This window comes from Terrabacter sp. C0L_2 (genome assembly GCF_036352015.1).
In the GTDB taxonomy this organism is placed as follows: domain Bacteria; phylum Actinomycetota; class Actinomycetes; order Actinomycetales; family Dermatophilaceae; genus Terrabacter; species Terrabacter tumescens.
This window is the reverse complement of sequence record NZ_CP143557.1, coordinates 3,513,947-3,535,145: the sequence shown is the minus strand read 5'-3', so window position 1 is coordinate 3,535,145 and position 21,199 is coordinate 3,513,947. Positions and strand designations below refer to the sequence as shown.

The following is a 21,199-nucleotide window of genomic DNA, read 5'->3' as shown; positions in this document are numbered from 1 at the left end:
CTCGACCTGTCCTGACGTCGAGTGGGCACTTCGTCACGCGCGGTCGGGTGTGTGGACGCTCTCCCGCGTGCGCACCGATCGTCAGCGGCCGAGGCCGGAGCGGGGGTCCCGGTCGGTGACGCAGTAGAGCGCGCCGGCGGGGTCGCGCAGCGTGGTCCAGCCGCCGCCATGGTCGGCGACGACGGTCGCGCCGAGGGCCTCGTGGCGGGCCACCTCGGTCGGCCGGTCGTCGCAGGCCAGGTCGAGGTGGCCGGTGACAGGCCCACCCTCGGAGGCCCCGAGCCGCTGGAGCAGGAGCCGGATCGGGATCCCGTCCGGGCGCACGAGGTGCCTGAACTCCGGCCGGCTCACCGACCCGCGCACCGGCCACCCAGTCAGGGCGGACCAGAAGGCGCACTCCGTCTCGTAGGCGTCGGCCGGGATGTCGAGACACACCTGGTCGACGACGCTCTCGTGCTCCTGCGGCCAGCGGGTCGGCCACGGCCGCTCCGAGAGCACCTCGTGGACGAAGCAGAAGACGAACCCGCCGGGCGAGCGCAGCACGACGTAGCCGTGCTCGGACCGGTGCACCACCTCGGCTCCCAGCCCTTCGGCGCGAGCGGCGGAGTCCGCTTCCGAGGTCACGTGCAGGTCGAGGTGCAGGCCGGGGGCTGTCGTCGAGCCACCGCTGGTGCGCTGGATCTTCAGGAACGGGTCGCCGACCGGAGGGACGAGCGTCGTGAACTCGGCGTGCTCTCCGCGAGGCGGCGACACGGCATACGCCGTCACCGCGGACCAGAAGCGGGTGCTCGCCTCGTGGACGTCCGGCGGCAGGTCGAGGAAGGCCGTCACCCAGCTGACCGTCGTCATGGTCCGAGACTAGGCGAGGCAGACTGGGGGCATGCCGAGTCCGACACCCCCGGTCCAGCACGGGCACACCCCTCCCGGGTGGCCGCCGGGCGTCCCGCCGGCGCACACGCCGGGCTGGGAGGAGCGCGCCGTGCTGTGGCTGCTCGACCAGTGCCCCCCGGACTACCGGGCGTATGCCGGGTGGCGGCGTCACCCGATCGCGCTCGCGTGGCTCGCCGGCCGGCACCTCGACGGCCAGGTCGTGGCGATGCGCGACGCGTGGCGGGAGGCCCGGGTCGCCATCGGCCCCCACGTCCCGGCCGAGGCGCTGACCGAGATCCTCGGCCAGATCGAGGCCGAGGGTATCCGGCTGCTCGCGGCGTCCCGCTCGGCGAGGCTGCTCCACGAGGCGCTGCAGGGCAAGGTGTTCGCGCCGCGGCTGTGAGAGTTGTGTGACGAGGTCGACAGCGTCCGGTGCGCACCGTTGGGAGCCCCCGCGCGTTGACCCGTAGACTCGACCGACCCACCCGTGTGGGAACGGACCGACCCACCGAGAGGACGACGCAGCGTGGCCCTGCTGGAGACGATCACGAGCCCGGCGGCGCTCAAGGCGCTGTCGGCCGACCAGCTGCCGACGCTGGCGGAGGAGATCCGCACGTTCCTCGTCAGCGAGGTCTCCAAGACGGGTGGCCACCTCGGGCCCAACCTCGGCGTGGTCGAGCTGACGATCGCGTTGCACCGGGTCTTCGACTCCCCGCGCGACACGCTCGTCTTCGACACCGGCCACCAGTCCTACGTGCACAAGCTGCTCACCGGGCGGCAGGACTTCAGCAAGCTGAAGAAGAAGGGCGGCCTGTCGGGCTACCCGAGCCGCGCCGAGTCCGAGCACGACGTCGTCGAGAACTCGCACGCCTCGACCGCGTTGTCGTGGGCCGACGGCATCGCCAAGGGCCGACGCCTGAGCGGCGAGACCGACCGGCACACCGTCGCCGTCATCGGTGACGGCGCCCTCACGGGCGGCATGGCCTGGGAGGCCATCAACAACATCGCCGTCGACAAGACCCTTCCGCTCGTCATCGTCGTCAACGACAACGAGCGCTCCTACGCCCCGACCATCGGCGGGCTCGCCGACCACCTCGCCACGCTGCGCACGACCCGTGGCTACGAGCGCTTCCTCGACTGGGGCAAGCGCTCGCTCGCCAGGACGCCCGTGGTCGGCGGGGCGATGTTCGAGACGCTGCACGGCGTCAAGAAGGGCATCAAGGACATCGTCGCGCCGCAGGGCATGTTCGAGGACCTCGGGCTGAAGTACCTCGGCCCCGTCGACGGCCACGACGAGCAGGCGCTCGAGCGGGCGCTGAGCAAGGCCAAGGACTTCGGCGGTCCGGTCATCGTCCACGTCATCACCCAGAAGGGTCGCGGCTACCAGCCCGCCATCGACGACGACGCCGACCAGTTCCACAGCGTCGGCAAGATCAACCCGGAGACCGGGCTGCCCTTCGAGGTCGGCGGCCGCATCTGGACCGACGAGTTCAACGAGGAGATGGTGGCGATCGGGCGCGAGCGTCCCGACGTCGTCGCCCTCACCGCTGCCATGCTCATCCCCGTGGGCCTCGACGGCTTCGCCGCCGCCTACCCCGACCGGGTCTTCGACGTCGGCATCGCCGAGCAGCACGCCGTGACGATGGCCTCGGGCCTCGCCTACTCCGGGATGCACCCCGTCGTCGCCGTCTACGCGACCTTCCTCAACCGTGCGTTCGACCAGCTCCTCATGGACTGTGCGCTGCACAAGGCCGGCGTGACCTTCATCCTCGACCGTGCCGGCGTCACGGGCAGCGACGGCGCCTCGCACAACGGCATGTGGGACATGACGCTCACCTCCATCGTTCCGGGTCTGCGCCTCGCGGCGCCCCGCGACGGCGACCAGGTCAAGCGCCAGCTGCGCGAGGCGCTCGACGTCGCCGACGCACCGACCGTGATCCGTTTCCCCAAGGGTGACGTCGCGGACCCGCTGACGGCCTTGCGCTCCGCCGGTGATGTCGACGTGCTCTTCGAGAACTCGGGCGGCGACGTCGACCTGCTCCTCGTCGGGGTCGGCGCCTTCGCCGGGCTCGCCATCGAGGCGGGCGAGAAGATCGCTGCCCACGGCCGCACGGTCCGCGTCGTCGACCCCCGCTGGGTGCTTCCCGTCAGCGACGACGTCGTGTCGCTCGCGCGGCAGGCGGGCGCCGTGGCGGTCGTGGAGGACAACCTCGTCAGCGGCGGGGTCGGCGCGGCCGTGACCCTCGCCCTGCGCGAGGCCCGGCTCGAGGTCCCGGTGCACACCTACGGCATCCCGAAGCGCTTCCTCGACCACGCGTCGCGCGGCCAGATCCTCGAGGAGCTCGGCCTCACCGCCGACCAGCTCGTCGTCGACCTCGAGGGCCGGCTCTGATCCCGACCCCATGAAGACGGTGGCGTGCATCGGTTCCCACCCAGCCGCTGCACAGCCCCGTTGCCTAGGATCGGGCCCATGCAGCTCCGAGACGCCACCGACGTGACGACCGCGCCCATCGCAGCCCTCGGACTCGTCGGCGGCTACGTCGTCGCCCGCGAGAGCGGGGTCCGTCCGCTCGGCGGCGTCGTGCTCGGCGCCGCCGGACTGTATGCCGGCCGCAGCTGGGTCGCCAAGGCCGGGGGAGGCGCCGCCGCCGGGCTCGCAGCGATCTACCTCGGCGGCTTCGCCGGGTCGCACGTGCTCGCGAAGAAGATCGGCGCCTGGCCGTCAGTCCTCACCGTGGCTGCCGTCAGCGCGGCGGCCTCGTGGGCCGTCGCCGACCGGCGCGGCTGACCTTCGAGTCGACCTCGGCCGGAGCCCGTCCGGAGACTCAGTCTCCGGGACGTTCGCCGCCCAGCCGGCGGACGAGGGCGTAGGCGTCGCCGACGGGGCCGAGGTGGACGAGCTTGTCGGGGTTGACGACCGCTCGGACGCCCGCGACCTGTCCGTCGACGACGTCGAGGGCCCAGACGGCGAGCAGGCGGCCCTCGACGAGGAACATCGCGCCCGGGTCGCCGTTGACCTCGGCGAGCCGGATCTCCACGTCGGGCAGCCGGCGCAGCGCGCGCAGCCAGTTGGTGAGCGTGTGCGCTACGCGGCTGCGACCGCGCTGCGAGCGCGCCAGCGACGGCGCCTTGCCGCCCCCGTCACCGACGAGCTCGACGTCGTGCGCGAGCAACGACTCGAGGCCGGCGAGGTCGCCGGTCCGGGCGGCGGCGAAGAAGCGGCTCGCCAGCTCGGTCTGCTTCTCGGCCGTGGCCGTGAACCGCGGGCGCCGCTCCTCGACGTGCCGTCGCGCCCGCACGGCGAGCTGGCGCACGTTGGCCTCGCCCTTGCCGACGATCGTCGCGACCTCGTCGTAGCCGTAGCCGAACACGTCGTGGAGCAGCAGCACGGCGCGCTGCTCCGGCGACAGGCTCTCGAGCAGCACGAGCAGCGCCATGGACAGCGAGTCGGCGGTCTCGGCCTGACGCGCCGGGTCCTGGGCGGCCGCCGACCCGTCCGTGAGGAGGGGCTCGGGCAGCCAGTCCCCGACGTACCGCTCCCGACGGACCCGCGCGGACCTCAGCTCGTCCATCGCGAGTCGGGTGGTGACGGTCGCCGTGAACGCCCGTGGGGAGGCGAGCTGCTCGCCTGCCTCGAGGGAGCGGTGGACCCGCAGCAGCGCCTCCTGGACGACGTCCTCCGCCTCGGCCACGCTGCCGAGCATCCGGTAGGCGATGCCGAACGCCACCGGTCTCAGGCTCACCAGCAGCTGCTCCCGTTCGGGCGAGGCTGCCGGCGCGACGTCGTCGCCGCTCACGCCGCCGCGCCGCCCTCGACGCGCACCTGAGCACCGAGCTCGCGGAAGCCGTCCCGCCACGTCGCGTGCGCCGGGCTCCAGCCCAGCTCACGCCTGGCCTTGGCGTTGGACGCACCCCGCAGCTCGGTCATCATCACGGCGCCAGTCTCGCCCGCGAGCAGCTTCCCGACCAGCCGGGGCACCCGCATCGGCGCGGGCGCGCCGAGCGCCTGGGCCAGCAGCGGCAGCCACGTGGCCACGGTCGCCGGCTCGTCGTCGACGACGTTGTAGACGCCCGGGGCGCCACGTTCGACGGCGGCGACCGTCGCGTCGGCCGCGTCGGCGATGTGGACGAACGACCACACGCCGCCTCCGTCGCCGACGACGGGGAACCTCCTGCGGCGGACGACCTCGGTCTGCTCACCGTCGGGGCCGAGCGAGGTGTGCGGGCCGTAGAAGCCGCCGTACCTCAGGACGAGGCCCTCGGTCCACGTCGCAGCGAGCACCGCGTCCTCGACGTGCCGGATGGCACCGACCGTCTGCTCCATCCCGGCCGGGGGTTCGGTGCCGAACGGGTCGTCCTCCGTCTTCACCGTGCCGCCCACCCGGTCGTAGCCGGCGAAGAAGCTCTGTGCCACGAACCGTGTCACCCCCACCGCCCGGGCCGCTGAGAGCAGGTGGTCCGTGCCCTCGGTCCGCAGCCGGTTCGTCCCCGCAAACGCCCGGTCGAAGTGGCGCATGTCCATCGGCCCGATCGCGGTGAGCTGGTGCACGACCACGTCCGGGCTCGCCGTGGCGACCGCCCGGGCCACCTGGTCCGGGTCGAGCGCGTCCGCCACCACGGGGACCGCCCCCAGCTCGCGCAGCAGCTCCCGCTTGGACTCGCTGCGGCTCATCCCGTGAACCTCGTGCCCGGCTCGAACCAGACGCGGCACCAGCTGCCGCCCCATCGCACCCGTCGCCCCTGCCACCAGGATCCTCATGTCGTGCTCCTTCACTCGTCGGTTGCGTGCCTTCACCCATCTGGACGAGACAGCAGCCCGTCCCGTGACACCTCGCGGGGAAATGATGGTCCGACCCCGCGACGGTGGGGGCGAGACACATGCCGAGATCGTCTTTGTGGCGTCCGGTCCCACCGCCGTCCGTTCGAGGCTGAACTACTTTCGCCGAAACGGTTGGGCGTCAACGGATCTCGTTGCAGCAAAGGCGCGAGCGCCCGCCAGAGGTGGAGGACATCGGTGTCCAAGCGGTGGAGTCTCGCGCTCGCGAGCGTCATGATCACGCTGTCGGTCGCGGCCTGCGGGTCTCCGGGCCAGCCGGGTGCACCGGCCGACAACGGCACGGCCGGCGCCGGGGGAGCGTCGGGCAACTCGGGCGCGCCGTACAAGGTCGGCCTCGTCTACTCCAAGTCCGGTCCGCTCGCCACCTACGGCCAGCAGTACCGCCAGGGCCTCACGGCCGGCATCGACTACGCCACCAAGGGGACCGGCGCGGTCGCCGGCCGCACGATCTCGATCACCGAGCAGGACGACGCGGGTGACCCGGCCAAGGCCGTCGCCTCCGCGACCGATCTCATCGGACAGGGCAACACGATCATCGCCGGCTCGACGTCGAGCGGCGTCGCCCTGCAGGTGGCCCCGCTGGCCAAGGACAACAAGGTCCTCTTCATCTCGGGTCCGGCAGCGGCCGACGCCGTGACGGGCGCGAACCGCTACACCTTCCGCTCCGGGCGCCAGACCTACCAGGACGTCGCGACCGCGGGCAGCATGCTCGGCGACGTCAAGGGCAAGAAGGTCACGGTCCTCGCCCAGGACAGCGCCTTCGGCAAGGCGAACGTCGCCGCGGTCACGGCCGTCCTCGGCGCGAAGGGTGCGACCGTGAGCTCCGTCGAGGTGCCGGCCGCCGCCACCGACCTGACGCCGTTCGCCACCAAGGTCAAGGGCGCCGCCCCGGACCTGCTCTTCGTCGCCTGGGCCGGTGCCAACGCCACCGCCATGTGGACGACGCTCGGGCAGCAGGGCGTCTTCGACACCACGAAGGTCGTCACCGGCCTCGACATCAAGGCCACGCACGCCCTCTTCGGCGAGGTGGCCACGAAGATCAACTTCCTCTCGCACTTCTTCGAGGGCGCGGCCGACAACGCGGCGTACCAGGCGCTCGACGCGGGCCTGAAGAAGCAGGGCGCCACGGTCGACCTCTTCACCAACGACGGCTTCGTGGCGGGCCAGATGATCGTCCACGCGCTCGAGGCGGGTGGCGGCGACGTCGAGAAGATGGTGACCTCGCTCGAGGGCTGGAAGTTCGACGGCCCCAAGGGCTCGCTCGAGATCCGCGCCGAGGACCACGCCCTGCTGCAGCCGATGTTCACGGCGTCGCTGAAGAAGGACGGCAGCAACGTCGTCCCGCAGCTCGTCGACACGCTCGGGGCCGACGCCGTCGCACCGCCCGTCACCCCCTTCAAGTGACCGGACACCACCGGTCGTGATCAGCGCAGAAGCGGTCGGCTGGAAGGTCGGCGGCGCCCAGATCCTCGACGACGTCTCCCTGACCGTGGGGGCCGGTGAGCTGCTCGGCATCATCGGCCCCAACGGCGCGGGCAAGTCGTCGTTCGTCAACATCCTCAGCGGGGTGACGCGTCCGTCCAGTGGCCGGATCACCTTGCAGGACAGGGACGTCACGCAGGCGAGCGCCACGCGCCGTGCCCGGATGGGACTGGCGAGGTCGTTCCAGACGTCGGCCCTCTTCGACGGTCTCACGGCCGGGGAGAACGTGCGCCTGGCGGTGCAGGCGTCCGGCGCCGCGCCCTTCTCGCCGTTCCGCCCCGCGGGCTCGGCGACCACCGGCGTCATCGACTCGCTGCTGGACAGGGTGCGTATGCCGGGTCGCGCGGCGACGCTGGCGCGTGACCTCTCGCACGGCGACCGTCGCAAGCTCGAGCTCGCCATGTCCCTCGCGTCCGAGCCGGCCGTGCTGCTGCTCGACGAGCCGATGGCCGGGGTGTCGGCGGAGGACGTCGACGGGCTGACCGAGATCATCGGCGAGGTCCGCGACTCGGGAGTCGCCGTGGCGATGGTCGAGCACCACATGCACGTCGTCCTCGGGCTCGCCGACCGCGTCGCGGTGCTCCACCACGGCCAGCTGCTCGCGGTCGGTGCGCCGACCGAGGTGACGAGTGACGAGCGGGTCCAGCAGGCCTATCTGGGAGAAGCACTGTGAGTGATCGGAACTCCTCGCCCCGTGACGGGGCGGAGACCGCCCCCGTCCTGGAGCTCGACGACGTGCACGTCCGCTACGGCGGTTCGCACATCCTCCAGGGGGTGTCCTTCGAGGTGCCGGCGACCGGCGTCACCGCGCTCCTCGGACGCAACGGCGTCGGCAAGACGACCACCCTCAAGGCGGTCATCGGGCTGGCGCCGAGGTCCGGTCGGATCCTGCTGCAGGGCAGGGAGATCCAGACGACATCGACGGCCAGGATCGTCCGCGGCGGCATCGGCTACGTCCCCGAGGACCGAGAGGTGTTCGGCGGCCTGACCGTCGACGAGAACCTCCGGCTCGTCGCACCCGACCAAGGCGTCGAGGCCCCCGTGGTCGGGAGGCTCTTCCCCGACCTCGTCGCGCGACGGGGACAGCGGGCGGGCACGCTGTCGGGCGGTCAGCAGCAGATGGTGTCGCTGGCCCGGGTGCTGCTGCGCGACAACGCCCTCCTGCTCATCGACGAGCCGACCAAGGGCCTCGCTCCCAAGCTCGTCACGGAGGTCGCCGACGTGCTCGCGGAGGTGGCGCAGACCACCCCGGTCCTGCTCGTCGAGCAGAACCTGCCGCTCGTGCGCCGGATCGCCGACCGGGTCGTCGTGCTCGACGCGGGCCGGGTCGTGCACCGGGGAGCCGCCGCGGACCTCGTCGCCGACGCCGACCTGACCCGTGAGCTGCTCGGGGTCTCGATGCGACGGGAGGGGGCGGCATGAGCGACCTCGTCCTCCTCCTCGCGACGGGCCTCGGCCTCGGCGCGCTCTACTTCATCGCCGCGAGCGGGTTGAGCCTCATCTACGGCCTCATGGGCGTGCTCAACTTCGCGCACGGCGCCTTCATGACCGCAGGCGCCTATGCCGCGTGGCTGACGATGGGCGCGCTGCCCACCGCCTGGCCCGTGGCCGGGCGGCTGCTCGTCGGGATCGCTGCAGGCGTCTGCGTCGGGGCGCTGGTCGGCCTCGTCGTCGAGGTCGTGCTCATCCGCCCCCTCTACCGCCATCACATCCAGCAGGTGCTCGTCACGGTCGGACTTTCCCTCGCGGGTGTCGCTGCAGCACAAGGCATCTGGGGCGCGGACCCCCGAGCGGTGGACAAGCCCGTCTGGATGAGCGGGACGACGGACGTGCTCGGTGCCCGGCTCCCGAACGACCGCTTCGTCTACGTCCTCGTGGCCGGGCTGCTCTTCGCCGGACTGCTCGCGCTGCTGCACCTCACGCGCCTTGGCCTCGTCATCCGGGCCGGGGTCGAGAACCGGACCATGGTCGAGGCCCTCGGCATCAACGTGCACCGGACCTTCACCGTCGTCTTCGCCCTGGGCGGCGCCGCGGCCGGACTGGCGGGCGTGCTCTACTCGCAGTACGCCGGGGCGGTCTCGCCGGCGCAGGGCGGCTCCCTGCTCATCTTCGCCTTCATCGTCGTCGTCATCGGCGGCATTGGTTCGCTGACGGGCACTGCAGTCGCTGCCGTGGCCGTCGGGCTTGTCCAGCAGCTCGCGAACTACTACGCCGCGAGCGGCGTCGGCGACCTGTCGGTCGTGCTGCTGCTCGCGCTGGTGCTCCTGCTCCGACCGACCTCCCTGAAGGGAGCGACGGCATGACGTCGCCGACCGACCACCTGACCGACACGCATACGTCCTCGGGCGACGTCGCCGTCGACGACGACGCGGCCGCACCACGTCCGGCAGGGCAGCGGCAGCGACCCCGAGAGCGAGCCCGCCTGCTCCGACGCCTGCTTCCCGTCGTCGTGCTCGCGGTCCTCGCCTACCTGCCGTACGTCCCGGTCGAGGTGCCCGGCCTGCTGCCCGGGCGGGTCAACGGCCCCGGTTCCCTGCAGCTGCTCGCCACCTGCCTCGTCGTCGGCGGCATCGCGCTGAGCTACGACGTCCTCTTCGGTCGCACCGGCCTGCTCAGCTTCGGGCACGCCCTGTTCGTCGCCGCGGGCAGCTACCTGCTGACCATCTCGCTCTCGACCTGGGACCTGCCGCTGCCACTGGCGGTGCTTGCGGCCCTCGGTCTGTCGACCCTGCTCGCCCTCGTCGTGGGCGCCGTCGCGCTCCGGGTCGGCGGCATCGCCTTCGCCATGGTGACGCTGGCGTTCGCGCAGGCCGCCTCGATCATCGTGATGCGCAACCCCGGGGGAGTGACCGGGGGTGAGGAGGGTCGCCCGCTCGACCGCGACGCCGTGCCGGACCTGCTCGTCGGCGTCGCCAACGCCCCCTACCGCTACTGGCTCGCCCTCGGTTTCGTCGTCGTCGCGTGGGTCGCCGTGACGCTCCTCGTGCGGTCGAGGGCCGGCCACGCCATGGCCGCCGTCCGGGAGAACGAGCAGCGCGCCGCGGTGCTCGGCCTGGGCACCTACCGCGTCAGGCTCCTCGCGCTCGTGGCCGGCTCGTTCCTCGGAGCCCTCGGCGGCGTCGTGCACGCGCTCGTGCTCGGCGGGTCGAACCCGCACCTGACCACCTCCGAGTTCACGCTGTCGCTGCTCGTCATGGTCGTGCTCGGCGGCGCCGGGAGCCGGTGGGGGGCGCTGCTCGGCGGCGTGCTCTACACCTACGCCGACGCGCGGCTCGTCGAGGTCAGCAGCTCCGCCGTGCTGCAGGGCCTGCCCGACGTCGTCCGCCAGGTGCTCTCGCAGCCGCTCTTCATCCTCGGCGTCTTCTTCATCGTCGTGGTCTACTTCGCTCCGTCCGGGCTGACCGGTCTCGGCGGCAGACTGATCAGGAGGTCAGGGTCTCGATGAGTGCCACACCGTCCGCCTTCGTCATCGAGCTGCCGGAGGGCAGCCTCGCCATCCACGACCTCAGCCTCGGGTCGCCCGCGGCCGACGCCCCGGTCGTGCTCGCGGTCCACGGCATCACCGCCAATGGCCTGTCGTGGGCGCGCGTCGCGGAGGAGGTCGGCCGCCGGCACGGCCCGGGCGCCGTGCGGTTCCTCGCCCCCGACCTGCGCGGACGCGGTGACAGCCGCTCCGCACCCGGGCCCTACGGCCTCGGCGTCCACGTCGACGACCTCACCTCCATCGCGACCGTCTTCGGCTCTGCCCCCGTGCTCGTCGGGCACTCGATGGGTGCCTTCGTCGCGGCGCTCGCCGCGGCGCGCCACCCGGAGCGCTTCCCCGCCGCCGTGCTCGTCGACGGCGGCCTCGCCTTCCCCGTGCCGGACGACCTCGACGTCGACGCCGCGCTCCAGTCGGTCATCGGGCCGGCCATGGACCGGCTCTCGATGCGCTTCGCCGACCCCACGGCATACCTCGGCTTCTGGGCGGCGCACCCCGCCCTCGGGCCGGTGCTCGAGGGTCCCGGCGGGGACGCCGCGCGCGCCTACATCGAGCACGACCTCGTGCAGGACCCCGACGACGGCCAGTGGCGCAGCACGTGCGTGCTCGAGGCGATCCGCGCCGACGGGGCCGCTGTGATGGCCGACCGCGAGACCCACGCGGGCCTGCGGACCGCCGTCGGGCTCGGCGTCGGGGCCGAGCTCGTCTGGGCCGAGCGCGGCCTGCTCGACGAGCCGCGGGGGCTCTACGACGAGGCGCGGCTCGCGGCGCTCGGCGTGCCGGAGGGCGTGCGCACGACGAAGGTCGACGCCAACCACTACGACGTGATCCTCGGCGACCGTGGGGTCGCGGCCGTCGTGGACGCCCTGGACCGTCAGCTGCGCAGCTGAGGGCCAGTCACCCCAAGGCGGACGTTTCACCGCCTGAGGGTGATGCCGCGGGGGACCTGCGTCCCCAGACTGCCGACATGAGCGCTCAACATGTCAACGCAGACAACTTCGTCCGGGCCGAGACCGACCGGATGTTCGCGGCCGTGCTCGCGGACGCCGGCGGCATCAACAGGCTCAACCACAACCGGACGCCCACGCCTCTGGACCACCAGCCGGTGATCCGGATGAACCGCGACACCCTCTACAGCGCGGCGGTCGTCGACATCAGCGAGGGCGCCACGCTGACGCTGCCCGACACACAGGGCCGGTACCTCTCGGCCATGGTCGTGAACCGGGATCACTACATCAACGAGGTGCTGCACGAGCCCGGCGACCACGAGCTGACGACCGACCGCCACGGCACCGACTTCGTGCTCGTCGCGATCCGCACGCTCGTCGACCCCGCGGACCCGGACGACGTCGCGGCGGTCAACGCCCTGCAGGACCGCATCCGCCTGACGGCCGCCGCTGGCCGACCGTTCACGACTCCCGACTACGACGCGGCGTCCCTGGACCGCACGCGTGCGGCCCTGCTCGAGCTCGCCAAGGGCTATCCCGGCTTCGACAGGGCCTTCGGGTCGCGGCAGGAGGTCGACCCGGTGCGCCACCTCATCGGAACCGCCGCCGGGTGGGGCGGCCTGCCCTCCGGCGAGGCCACCTACGTCAACGTCGACCCCGGGCTGCCGGTGGGGGAGTACCAGCTGACGGTCCGGGACGTCCCCGTCGACGGCTTCTGGTCCATCTCGCTCTACAACTCGGACGGCTACTTCGACGACGACGGGAGCGCCGTGAGCCTCAACAACCTGACGGCGCAGCGGGATCCGGATGGGAGCGTGACCGTGCACTTCGGGGGGTGCGGCGACGGGCGACCCAACTGCCTCGGCATCAAGGAGGGGTGGAACTACCTCGTGCGCCTCTACCGACCCCGGTCCGAGGTGCTCGACGGGACGTGGGCGTTCCCGTCGGTGACGCCCGTTCCCTGACGCCTGGGCGGAGTGGCCCCGACCGGACGTGGTCCGGACCTCAGGCCGGGGCCTGCAACGCCCGGAGGCGCAACGCGATCTGCAGCTCCAGGGAGTGGTCGGGCTGCTGCCACGACTCGCCGAGCAGGGCCGTGATGCGCTCGAGCCGCTGCGAGACGGTGTTGACGTGGACGTGCAGGGTCCCTGCGGCGTGCCGCGGGCTCCCGCCGGCGGCGAAGTATGCCGCGAGCGTCCCGACGAGGTCGGTGCCCCGCCGCTCGTCGTAGTCGACGACGGGCCCGAGCAGCTTGCGGACGTACTCGTCGACGTCTGGCTCGGAGCCCACGATGAGCCCGGCGAAGCCGAGCTGCGTCGCGGCCGCGCCCTTGCCGCGGTGGCCGAGCGCGATGAGGGCGCCGACGGTGCGGTGCCCCTCCTCGTGCGCGTCGGCGATGTCGTCCACGTCGCTGACCGGCCCCACCCCGGCGACGGTGACGCACGTGCGCTTGCCGATGCGCGCCGCCACGGCGCGGGCCAGGCCGTCGGCGTCGCTGCCGGGCACCAGCGCGACGACGTCGCCGTCGTGGGTGCCGACGAGGGAGGCCTCGCCGGTGGCCGCGCTCGCCGAGATGAGCAGGGCCCGGTGGCCGCCGGGTTCCTCGCCCCGCAGCACGAGCAGGCAGAACGGCTTCTGCGGGTCGAAGCCCACCGTGCGCGCGAGCGTCAGCCGCTCCTCTCGCCCACCTCGCCTGCTGACGAGGTCGCTGACGAGCCGGTTGCGGGCCGACTGCCGCGCGTCGGCGGCCTGGCGCTCGAAGAGGAGCACGAGAGCCGTCACGACCCCTGCCCGTTCCACGGTGCGCTGGTCGGAGTCGCCCAGGGTCAGGCCGCCGACGTAGATGGTGCCGAGGCGTTCGCGGGCAGCGGTCACGGCGACGGCGTAGACGCCGTCGCGCTCGACGAGACGCCCGGTGCCGAGTCCCGGCAGGGCGTCGAGGGCCGCGACGGGGTCGTGGCCCGATGCGTCGGGCTCGGGGGCGGGGCCCGCTGCGCTGTGCCGTGCGCCGTTCTCGTCGACGAGGACGGCCCACCCGCCGAGCAGCTCGGCGAGGGCGTGCGTGATGTCGTCGACGCCGCCGCCGCCGAGCACGAGCGAGGCGAAACGGTCGTGCGCGGCTGCTGCCTTCTCGACCCCGTCGGCGTAGTGCCGGACCGTCTCGTGGGCGTCGGAGAGCGCTGCCAGGGCGTTCTCGGCGTCCGCGAGGGCGCGGGTCTGCACCAGGGTGACGGCCGCGAGCGTCGCGAGGTTGCCGAGCAGGCCGACCTCCTCCCGGGTGAACGGCCGTGAGGAGCGGTTGGCCGCGAAGAGCACGCCGACGAAGTGCTTCTCGACGATGAGCGGGGTCCCGCAGATCGCGATGATGCCCTCCTCGCCGACCGCGCCGTCGATGGCGTTGGTGTGGCGGAAGCGCTCGTCGGCCCAGTAGTCGGCCGTCCAGTACGGCTTGTGCGTCGACGCGACGAGACCACCGAGGCCCGCACCGAGCGCGAGGCGCACCGACTGGAACGCGGCAGACACCGAGCCGTCGGTGGCGCGCATGAAGGTGTCGCCGGCCTCGGGGTCGTAGAGGGTGAGGTAGGCCAGGTCGGTGCCGACGAGCCGGCGCGCCCGTCGCACGATGGCGTCGAGGACCGAGCCCGGGTCGCTCTCGGTCGCCAGCTCGCGTGCCGTGTCGAGCAGGGCCGCGAGCCCGGCCTCCCGGTGCTGGTGCACCTCGCGTGCGCCCGTGATCCGCAGGGCGAGGTCACGGGCCTCCGCGGGGGCCTCGGCGGCTGCGATCTCGGCGACCGAGGCGTCGGCGGCCAGCAGCTCGAGCAGGTGGATGACCTGTTCGGCTGTCGACGTCTCGCTGCGGGTGACCACGGGCAGATCCTAGGTGGGTCGGGTCGTCGGGATGTGGGGGAGACCGGCGTCAGTGCGCGGTCCAGCCACCGTCCATCGAGAAGGACGTCCCGCTCACCGAGCCGGAGGCGGGGCCGCACAGGAAGAGGGCCAGGGCCGCGACCTCGTCGGGCTCGACGAGCCGCTTGATGGCGACGGGCGCCAGCATGACCTTCTCGACCACCTCGGACTCGGGGATCTCGTGCGTCCGGGCCTGGTCGGCGATCTGCTTCTCCACCAACGGCGTACGCACGTAGGCGGGGTTGATGCACGTCGAGGTGACGCCGTGCGGGCCACCCTCGAGCGCGACGACCTTCGACAGTCCCTCGAGGCCGTGCTTCGCGGTGACGTAGGCCGACTTGAACGCGCTGGCGCGCAGACCGTGCACGCTCGAGACGTTGATGACCCGGCCCCAGCCGCGGTCGTACATGTGGGGAAGGCTCTGGCGGATGAGGCGGAACGGCGAGACGAGCATGAGGTCGAGGATGAAGTCGAACCGGTCGAGCGGGAAGTCCTCGATGGGGCTGACGTGCTGGATGCCGGCGTTGTTGACGAGGATGTCGACCTCGGTCGGCAGCTCGGCGAGGGAGTCGAGGTCGGCGAGATCCGCCGTGATCGTCGCGATGTCCCAGCCGTCCGCCATGGCCGCGAGCCCGTCGGTGTCCCGGTCGACGGCGTGCACCTTGGCGCCGGCGCCCGCGAGCGCGCGGGCCACGCTGGCGCCGATGCCGCTGGCGGCCCCGGTGACGAGGGCGGTCCGGCCGGTGAGGTCGATGGGCTGGTTGACCGCCGTGGGGACCCTCAGGAGGGAGTCCGGGGCGTCGTCGCGGGCGTCGGTGCGGGCGTCGGGCATGCGGGAAGACTAGGGAGACGGGTGCGGGCCACCTGTGTGGTCACCGAACACAAAACCCCGGATCCCATGTGGAGACCGCCCGCCCCTGCGAACGACCACGACCATGCATGCCGAGACGGCCGGATCCGTGCGGACCCGGCCGTCGCGACGACCCCACGACCCGGCGCTCAGATGTCGCGGAATACTCGGAGCGCCAACGCCGCTCAGGTGCGTTCGGGCGGCTGACCTGCGGAAACGTGCAGGTGGTCGAATGACGCGAAGAAACGGCTTGGCGCTCGGTAGGCGCTCGGTAGGCACCCTGCGGTGCGAAAAGTGTGTCAAGACCCACCCACGACGCGAAGCCGAGAACGCGCCGCTTCGTTGATGCTGCGCGTGGCGTGTGCCCCCGCCGCAGCGAGGAGCTGCATCCGTGGCGGCCACCTCCAGCCGGAGTCGAACGGCCAGGCTGACCTTCGCGTGCTCGGCTCCGAAGAGTCCACACGCGCGCTCAATGGGTCAGCCGCTCGACGTGATCGATGACCTACTGGCCCTCGTTGTAGCGCGCCGTCCGGGATGGCCCTCGGAGTCCCGTTCGTCAGGATCCACCCTCGTTGCGCGCTAGTTCGACGGCGTCCACAGTCGATGCGGCCTGAAGCGCTCTGGGAGCTCGTTGATGGCGGCCGCCGCAGCGTTGCTGCCGTCACACACGCGCATGAGCGGTCCCGGGGGCGGGAACGTCGCATCGCCGAATGCCAGGTCCTCCTTGCGCGTGACGATCCAGTCGAGCGCCTGAGCGCACATTGCCTCGTTCGCCAGCACGGCAAACCGTGTCGACTCGCGCTCATCGAGAGTCACCCGTTCAGCCGGGCCTGCCTGAGGGGCCTCGGTTAGCGGGCCCCAGAGAAGCGCGACCCCTGGGCTGAGCACGAGGATGATCTCGTCGGCGTCTCCGTACCCAGTGGGCATCGTCGAGGAGAAGTGGACCTCTCGACCGCGGACCTCGACCCGACCGCGTTTGCGCGCCTTCACCTTTCGCAGCTGTTTGCGGACTCGAGCCTCGATCTCTTCATCCGTCAGGGCGCAGTCGGCCCCGTGAAACGCTCCGACCGGGGCATTGAGCACGACGGGCTCGTCGCACATGTAGAGCAGCGGCCGATTGAGGGTCATGACGGCCAGTGGCCGGCACATGAAGTACGGGGTGAGTTCACCTGCCATCTGAGCGGCGAGGATGGCGGTCTCGTTCTGGTGCGGCACGATCGTCACCTGCCGAAGTTCCTCGTCGGTGACCCTCCCGGTGGCCATCGTCTTGGCGAGCCAATCTGCCTGCAGCTCGATCTCGCGCCGGCGGCGGGCCGTGCGAGTCGCCTGGAACGTCGCGAACTGGACGAGCGCCACGATCGCGTCGATGCCAAGCGGGTCGGGCTGCGCGAACGGGTTGAGGACGTAGTCGATGAAGGGCTTAGCGCTGGACTCGACCTGGCCCATCACTGACTCCAGGGCTGAGCTCTTGGCGCCGTCCTCGTTGAGCACGGTGTAGAAGTCACGGATGGCCAGGTCCCTGATGTTCTCAACCCCGTGCCGGCCTTCGATGCGTCGGTAGGTGCGAACCTGACCCTTGTCGTCGGCCCACCTCTGCAGGATGAACCGCGGAACGGTGTGGTGCCGGGCGCCTACGTACGCGCTCGAGTCGATCGTGGCAAGCCAACGCTGCGCCTGCTCGTCCTCCCCAGGTCCTGCGCCGGACAGAGACCATCGCTGCCCGATGAGCTCGGCGTCACGGACCCGGCGCTGCCACTCCCGGGCGTCCATCGCCGGCCACGCGGCAGGATCCGTCATGTCGCTGACCGTACTCGGAGGCGCCGACAACTCCGGTGCCTGGGTCGCCCGTGCCAAGTGCCCGTGCGAGGCTTCCGGCGGGGAGAGCGCGACCCGTCCAGGCCGGCCGGGCAGAGGCCGCATGCGGCGGTGGCCGGGCGCCCCCGAGCTCTGGCAGATCTCGCGGCTGGGGCCCGGTCGACAGTCCGGTTGGCGCCCCGGGCTCAACGTGCAGCCGGGGCGCCACGGCGGGCTGCGCCATCGTCCGTGCGTGTCCGTGCCGGCCCTCAGCCCTTGCTGGAGCGGGGGTCGCGCGACCTCGGGTACGTGTTTTTCGCCCCGATCTCACCGTCGCGGTTGTGGATCACGTGCTCGACGCCTCGGTTGATCGCCATCTCTCGACCGTCCGACTGGGCGTCGCGCTTGGTGTCGTACGTACGGCTGACACGCTCGTTTCCCTCTCCGCGGTTGGCCCAGCCGTCGCCGTGCGGAACGGTGTGGATGTCTCCCTTCGCCATGCTTCATCACCTCCCCTCGATGTTGACTGCGCCCTTGGACGCGAGCGACTTCGTCATCGTTCCGGAATCGGACGCTCGGTGCTGCAGGACGGCCAACCTCCCGTAGAAGCCTGCACCCATCTTCGGTAGGACCGCCTCGTGCTGCCGCGTCGAGCCGCATCAGCTTTCACTCGCTCTCGAGCGCGGGCCGCGCCTGCGTGGAAGGCCGCACCAACGCCCAAGCACGGGACAAGGAGCGGTGCCCAGGCGGTGGGCCAGAGCCTGGGGAGGCGCGGCGCGCTACCCGCTCTGGGAAAGTTGTGGGAAGGGCGGGACCCGAAGGGCCCCGCGTCTCGAAGACGTCTCTCCCATAGAGGAATCCGCAGTGGTGTCGGGAGCCGAATCAGATGCGAAGTACAGTCCAAACCGGCACCGTGCCCGTTCTGCGTAACCCTCTGACCTGCGCAAACGCGGTCGCCACCCCGCGAGGTTGGGCGCCCGATAGGCGCTGGTTTGTCGCGGGCGCTATGGGAAACGTGTGGCAAGGCGGCCGTCTCGGGGTGGCACGGCCGTCAGCCCTCAGCCGTGTCAGGCGTCGCGGCGCGGGCCGGCAGGCGTCGCGCTGACGGCACCGCGAGGGCGGCAACGAGGACCCCTGAGATCGCGACGAACAGCCCGGCCAGGGTCAGGACGGCGGTGGCCGTGTTGTGGATCGCGCCGGCCTCTGCGAGAAGGAGGTCCATGTTCGTGACCGGATGCCGTCGGGCCAGCGGGGCCCGGCCTCCCTCAGTGCGTTGCACCCGGTGGGTACTGACCCGGTGTTGGTGCACTCCGCGATGTACGTGGCGTGCCTGAACCACGTCGTTGCCTCTGTGTACGACCTCGACGCCGCCACGAAGGAGAAGCAGCCCGCGAGGAAGGCGACGGCGGCACTGCAGCCGAGAAGTCGCCGGATGACGCGCCTCATGATCTGACGGCCACGGCCACGGCCCCGGCGGCGGCTCCGCTCGGCATGTGGGGGAGGGCGGCGGCCGGCAGTGGCGGGTGGGCGGGTGGCATCGCGGTTCCTCTCGGTTGCGGGCTACCCGCTAGACGGCCCGGTCCTGAGTGCGGTTCCTTCGGGTGCGGTGGACGCGGCCCGGTCAGGGCAGAGCTGGCCGGACCTTCTGCTCGTCGAGCCAGGTTTCGACGAGGACGGGCGTCCCGTCCTGCAGGACCGCCCAGGCAACCCGCGCCTGCCACCCGGTCGCGGCGCGGCGCCACTCGATGACGACTCCGGGCCACTCTCGTGCCGCGGCGTCAGGGTCGGTCACCCAGCAGTGCCGGCGGGGGTGGGCGGCTCCTACGCCGGCGATCGCCGAGCGCTCAGCGAGCGTCGGTCGCGGCCCTCGAGGTGGGACGCCTCGCCTGCCCATTCCGCCCGCCACGAGACAAGCATGCCATCATTCGAACGCGTGTCCTATGTCGCTTAGCGTGGATACGGCGTGCTCGAGTTTGCTGACTGACGTGCCGAATCCCGCGCCGAACCTCCCGCCAGGATTGCTGACGCCATGCGAGGCTGAGGCACTGTCGGCAAGCAGAACGATGAGCCTGCGATGGCGGCGAGTGAGGAGACCTGGTGAAGGCGGTAGGAAGGCTGACAGCAGTCGGCGCGTGCGTGCTGGCGCTCTCGGCGTGTTCGCCGGAGGTCGACGGAGTCACAGGCCTGACCCGTGACAGCCGAGGCGGGCTCGTTGGCGTGAGCCAGGCCTGCCGGGGAGAGCTCCTCGGCGCGACCCTCATCGAAGATGCGAACACCGACACGTCCAGGCACATCGGCAACTGGCGCGCTGGCGCGCCTGTGACGAAGCTGGCCTGGTCTCTCCAGCAACCGTCTCCGCCGTACGGATGGTCGGTCTGGAACCCGGCTTCGGAGCAGCTCTCGCCGCAGCACGTCTACACCCTCGTCGCCTGGCGCGAGCTGAACGTGACCAACGCGGCGCCTCTCGACTTCACGACGGCCGACCTCAGCGCCCTCAAGGCTGGGCAAGTCCTCGTGAGCGCACCGGACGCGGCAGGCGGAAGGCCCAAGACCACGCTCGTGAGTACCGAGGAGTTCGCCCGCCGAGCCTGCAAGTAGGCGGCTCGCGAGGGGCGCTCACCCAGAGTCGCACCGCGACGGTTGTGCTCCGTCAGCGAAGGCTGGGCGCGCTGCAGGGGTCGGTGTGCCGGCGTTGGTCGGCGGCCCGTCCGCGGTGGGCATCGAGGTGCTCGCGGATGACCTCGGTCCACCGGTCGTGGTTGGCCCAGCCGTTGCGGTGCGCGGCCATGAGCTTGAGCAGGGCGTCAGCGCGACGCTTGTTCGTCATGCGTGCCGCGCGGTCGCCGATGGTGTTGTCGAGCGTGCGGAAGAACTGCTCGAGCGGGCCGGTGGACAGCGGGCGCTGGCTGGTGTCGCTGGGCCGGGTCTGCGCCTGGCGGCGGATGAGCGCGTCGAGGGCGGTGACGCGGTTGGACTGGGCGAACCAGCCGGACTCAGTCCGGTGGTACTCGGCGACCGCGTCGACGTACTCCTGCCAGTTGGGCTCGGACAGCAGCGCGTAGGCGAGCTTGCCCCGGATGGGGTGGGCATGGTCGACGCGGACCTGCGCAGGCAGGAGCTCCTCGAAGTTGTGCCGCAGGTGCCACTCGCAGCGCCACTTCTGCGCGTCGGGCCACGCCTTGGCGCTGCCGCGCGTGACGGAGGACCCGCCGTCGGTCACGACCCACTCCGGTCGTCCGTCCAGGTGGTGCAGGAACCGGTCCCACGCGGCCGCGTTGAGGCGGGGGAAGGACTCCAGGGCCACGACGGTGGGCCGGCCCCGGTGGTCGTACGCCATGGCGCCGAGCACGTAGAAGGCGATGAGGCCACGCGCCTTCCCGGGCACTGCGTACTTGAGCACGTCCTCGTCGAGCATGACCGCCTCGGGCCAGCTCGTGGGCGCGTACGCCTTCCAGATGACCGGGGCGAACACCTCGACCCAGTCGGACACGAGCTGGCCGTGCTGGTTGGCCGGCGCCAGCCGGGGTCGGCCCTTCGCGTCGAGGCCGCGCTCAGTCTCCAGCTCGCGGCCGGCCCGGGCCCGCACCGCCGCAGCCGTGCCTCGGTAGGTCGCGCCCTGCGCGGCCTGGACGAGCGCCCAGGCGACGTCGCGCGCGGAGAAGCCGTACAGCCGCGGCGCAGGCTGGCCCTCCCACGCCTCGAGGGTCGTCTGACACTGCACGCAGGAGTGCGGCTGCCCGTCACCGGGTGTGATGCGTGGCAGCGTCTCGGTGAACCGGTGACGCTCGCCCGTCTTCGGCTGGCACCACCAGCGTTGCCGCCGCTGCCCTTCGCGGCCGTACCAGCCGGCGCGTACTACGGTCGAGTTCTTGTGCCGCTTGTCCGGGCACGTCGGGTTTGCCATGGCGCTGGCCTCACACGCCCGGCAGGGTGGTCATGGCGCAATCCTGCAGCATTCCGAGGCCATTCTCACGCACTGCGTATCCACGCTAAGCGACATAGGACGCGTGTTCGGACAGCTCTTCTGGAAA

General features: G+C 71.7%; 21 protein-coding genes. 11 read left to right on the top strand and 10 right to left on the bottom strand.

Annotated features, from left to right (window positions below):
* Positions 1–81: 81 nt before the first annotated feature.
* Positions 82–849, bottom strand: a complete 768-nt coding sequence (locus tag U5C87_RS16265; RefSeq protein WP_330473562.1) for a VOC family protein — start codon at positions 847–849, stop codon at positions 82–84.
* A gap of 31 nt (positions 850–880) precedes the next feature.
* Here U5C87_RS16265 and U5C87_RS16260 point away from each other — a divergent pair, with 31 nt between their 5' ends.
* From U5C87_RS16260 to U5C87_RS16250, 3 genes are all read left to right on the top strand, one after another.
* Positions 881–1,273 carry a hypothetical protein gene (locus U5C87_RS16260; protein ID WP_030146235.1) on the top strand — a complete coding sequence of 131 codons (393 nt, stop codon included), beginning with the start codon at positions 881–883 and terminating at the stop codon, positions 1,271–1,273.
* 123 nt (positions 1,274–1,396) lie between these two features.
* Positions 1,397–3,262 carry a 1-deoxy-D-xylulose-5-phosphate synthase gene (dxs, locus tag U5C87_RS16255; protein ID WP_330473561.1) on the top strand — a complete coding sequence of 622 codons (1,866 nt, stop codon included), beginning with the start codon at positions 1,397–1,399 and terminating at the stop codon, positions 3,260–3,262.
* 78 nt (positions 3,263–3,340) lie between these two features.
* On the top strand, positions 3,341–3,658 hold the full coding sequence (locus U5C87_RS16250; protein WP_330473560.1) for a hypothetical protein: 318 nt from the start codon (positions 3,341–3,343) through the stop codon (positions 3,656–3,658).
* 37 nt (positions 3,659–3,695) lie between these two features.
* Here U5C87_RS16250 and sigJ read toward each other — a convergent pair whose 3' ends face one another.
* The gene (gene sigJ, locus U5C87_RS16245) at positions 3,696–4,613 is read right to left on the bottom strand and encodes an RNA polymerase sigma factor SigJ (RefSeq protein ID WP_229674799.1); all 918 of its coding nucleotides are present in this window, start codon (positions 4,611–4,613) and stop codon (positions 3,696–3,698) included.
* 50 nt (positions 4,614–4,663) lie between these two features.
* Positions 4,664–5,596, bottom strand: coding sequence for an NAD-dependent epimerase/dehydratase family protein (locus U5C87_RS16240; protein ID WP_443082138.1), 933 nt, complete (start codon positions 5,594–5,596; stop codon positions 4,664–4,666).
* 288 nt (positions 5,597–5,884) lie between these two features.
* Here U5C87_RS16240 and U5C87_RS16235 point away from each other — a divergent pair, with 288 nt between their 5' ends.
* The 7 genes from U5C87_RS16235 to U5C87_RS16205 all read left to right on the top strand — a co-directional run bounded on the left by U5C87_RS16235 (position 5,885) and on the right by U5C87_RS16205 (position 12,582).
* Positions 5,885–7,111, top strand: a complete 1,227-nt coding sequence (locus tag U5C87_RS16235; protein ID WP_330473557.1) for a substrate-binding domain-containing protein — start codon at positions 5,885–5,887, stop codon at positions 7,109–7,111.
* A gap of 16 nt (positions 7,112–7,127) precedes the next feature.
* Positions 7,128–7,862, top strand: coding sequence for an ABC transporter ATP-binding protein (locus U5C87_RS16230; RefSeq protein ID WP_330473556.1), 735 nt, complete (start codon positions 7,128–7,130; stop codon positions 7,860–7,862).
* Positions 7,859–8,611: an ABC transporter ATP-binding protein gene (locus tag U5C87_RS16225; RefSeq protein WP_330473555.1), complete on the top strand. Its 753-nt coding sequence runs from the start codon at positions 7,859–7,861 to the stop codon at positions 8,609–8,611. Before U5C87_RS16230 ends, U5C87_RS16225 begins: the two co-directional genes overlap by 4 nt.
* Positions 8,608–9,492, top strand: coding sequence for a branched-chain amino acid ABC transporter permease (locus U5C87_RS16220; RefSeq protein WP_330473554.1), 885 nt, complete (start codon positions 8,608–8,610; stop codon positions 9,490–9,492). Before U5C87_RS16225 ends, U5C87_RS16220 begins: the two co-directional genes overlap by 4 nt.
* Positions 9,489–10,634 (top strand): branched-chain amino acid ABC transporter permease, encoded by a 1,146-nt coding sequence (locus U5C87_RS16215; RefSeq protein WP_330473553.1) that lies wholly within the window; start codon positions 9,489–9,491, stop codon positions 10,632–10,634. The genes U5C87_RS16220 and U5C87_RS16215 overlap by 4 nt, the downstream gene beginning before the upstream one ends.
* Positions 10,631–11,560, top strand: coding sequence for an alpha/beta fold hydrolase (locus U5C87_RS16210; RefSeq protein ID WP_330473552.1), 930 nt, complete (start codon positions 10,631–10,633; stop codon positions 11,558–11,560). Before U5C87_RS16215 ends, U5C87_RS16210 begins: the two co-directional genes overlap by 4 nt.
* Before the next feature lie 77 nt (positions 11,561–11,637).
* Positions 11,638–12,582 (top strand): DUF1254 domain-containing protein, encoded by a 945-nt coding sequence (locus tag U5C87_RS16205; RefSeq protein ID WP_330473551.1) that lies wholly within the window; start codon positions 11,638–11,640, stop codon positions 12,580–12,582.
* A 40-nt stretch (positions 12,583–12,622) separates the two neighbouring features.
* On the opposite strand, the gene U5C87_RS16200 is transcribed toward U5C87_RS16205, so the two are convergent.
* The 6 genes from U5C87_RS16200 to U5C87_RS16175 all read right to left on the bottom strand — a co-directional run bounded on the left by U5C87_RS16200 (position 12,623) and on the right by U5C87_RS16175 (position 18,960).
* Positions 12,623–14,485: a helix-turn-helix domain-containing protein gene (locus U5C87_RS16200; RefSeq protein ID WP_330473550.1), complete on the bottom strand. Its 1,863-nt coding sequence runs from the start codon at positions 14,483–14,485 to the stop codon at positions 12,623–12,625.
* Positions 14,486–14,534: 49 nt separating this feature from the next.
* Entirely contained in the window at positions 14,535–15,356 is an 822-nt protein-coding gene (locus U5C87_RS16195; protein WP_330473549.1) for a 3-hydroxybutyrate dehydrogenase, read from the bottom strand.
* Between the two features lie 597 nt (positions 15,357–15,953).
* The gene (locus U5C87_RS16190) at positions 15,954–17,171 is read right to left on the bottom strand and encodes a DUF4238 domain-containing protein (protein WP_330473548.1); all 1,218 of its coding nucleotides are present in this window, start codon (positions 17,169–17,171) and stop codon (positions 15,954–15,956) included.
* Between the two features lie 266 nt (positions 17,172–17,437).
* Complete coding sequence (locus U5C87_RS16185) at positions 17,438–17,668, bottom strand: DUF2188 domain-containing protein (RefSeq protein ID WP_330473547.1); 231 nt, start codon at positions 17,666–17,668, stop codon at positions 17,438–17,440.
* A 551-nt stretch (positions 17,669–18,219) separates the two neighbouring features.
* Positions 18,220–18,390 carry a hypothetical protein gene (locus U5C87_RS16180; RefSeq protein ID WP_330473546.1) on the bottom strand — a complete coding sequence of 57 codons (171 nt, stop codon included), beginning with the start codon at positions 18,388–18,390 and terminating at the stop codon, positions 18,220–18,222.
* Positions 18,391–18,789: 399 nt separating this feature from the next.
* Complete coding sequence (locus U5C87_RS16175; RefSeq protein WP_330473545.1) at positions 18,790–18,960, bottom strand: hypothetical protein; 171 nt, start codon at positions 18,958–18,960, stop codon at positions 18,790–18,792.
* A gap of 425 nt (positions 18,961–19,385) precedes the next feature.
* Between U5C87_RS16175 and U5C87_RS16170 the strand changes: the two genes are divergently transcribed.
* On the top strand, positions 19,386–19,766 hold the full coding sequence (locus U5C87_RS16170; protein ID WP_330473544.1) for a hypothetical protein: 381 nt from the start codon (positions 19,386–19,388) through the stop codon (positions 19,764–19,766).
* Positions 19,767–19,818: 52 nt separating this feature from the next.
* On the opposite strand, the gene U5C87_RS16165 is transcribed toward U5C87_RS16170, so the two are convergent.
* Positions 19,819–21,072 carry a hypothetical protein gene (locus U5C87_RS16165; RefSeq protein ID WP_330473543.1) on the bottom strand — a complete coding sequence of 418 codons (1,254 nt, stop codon included), beginning with the start codon at positions 21,070–21,072 and terminating at the stop codon, positions 19,819–19,821.
* Between the last annotated feature and the right edge of the window lie 127 nt (positions 21,073–21,199).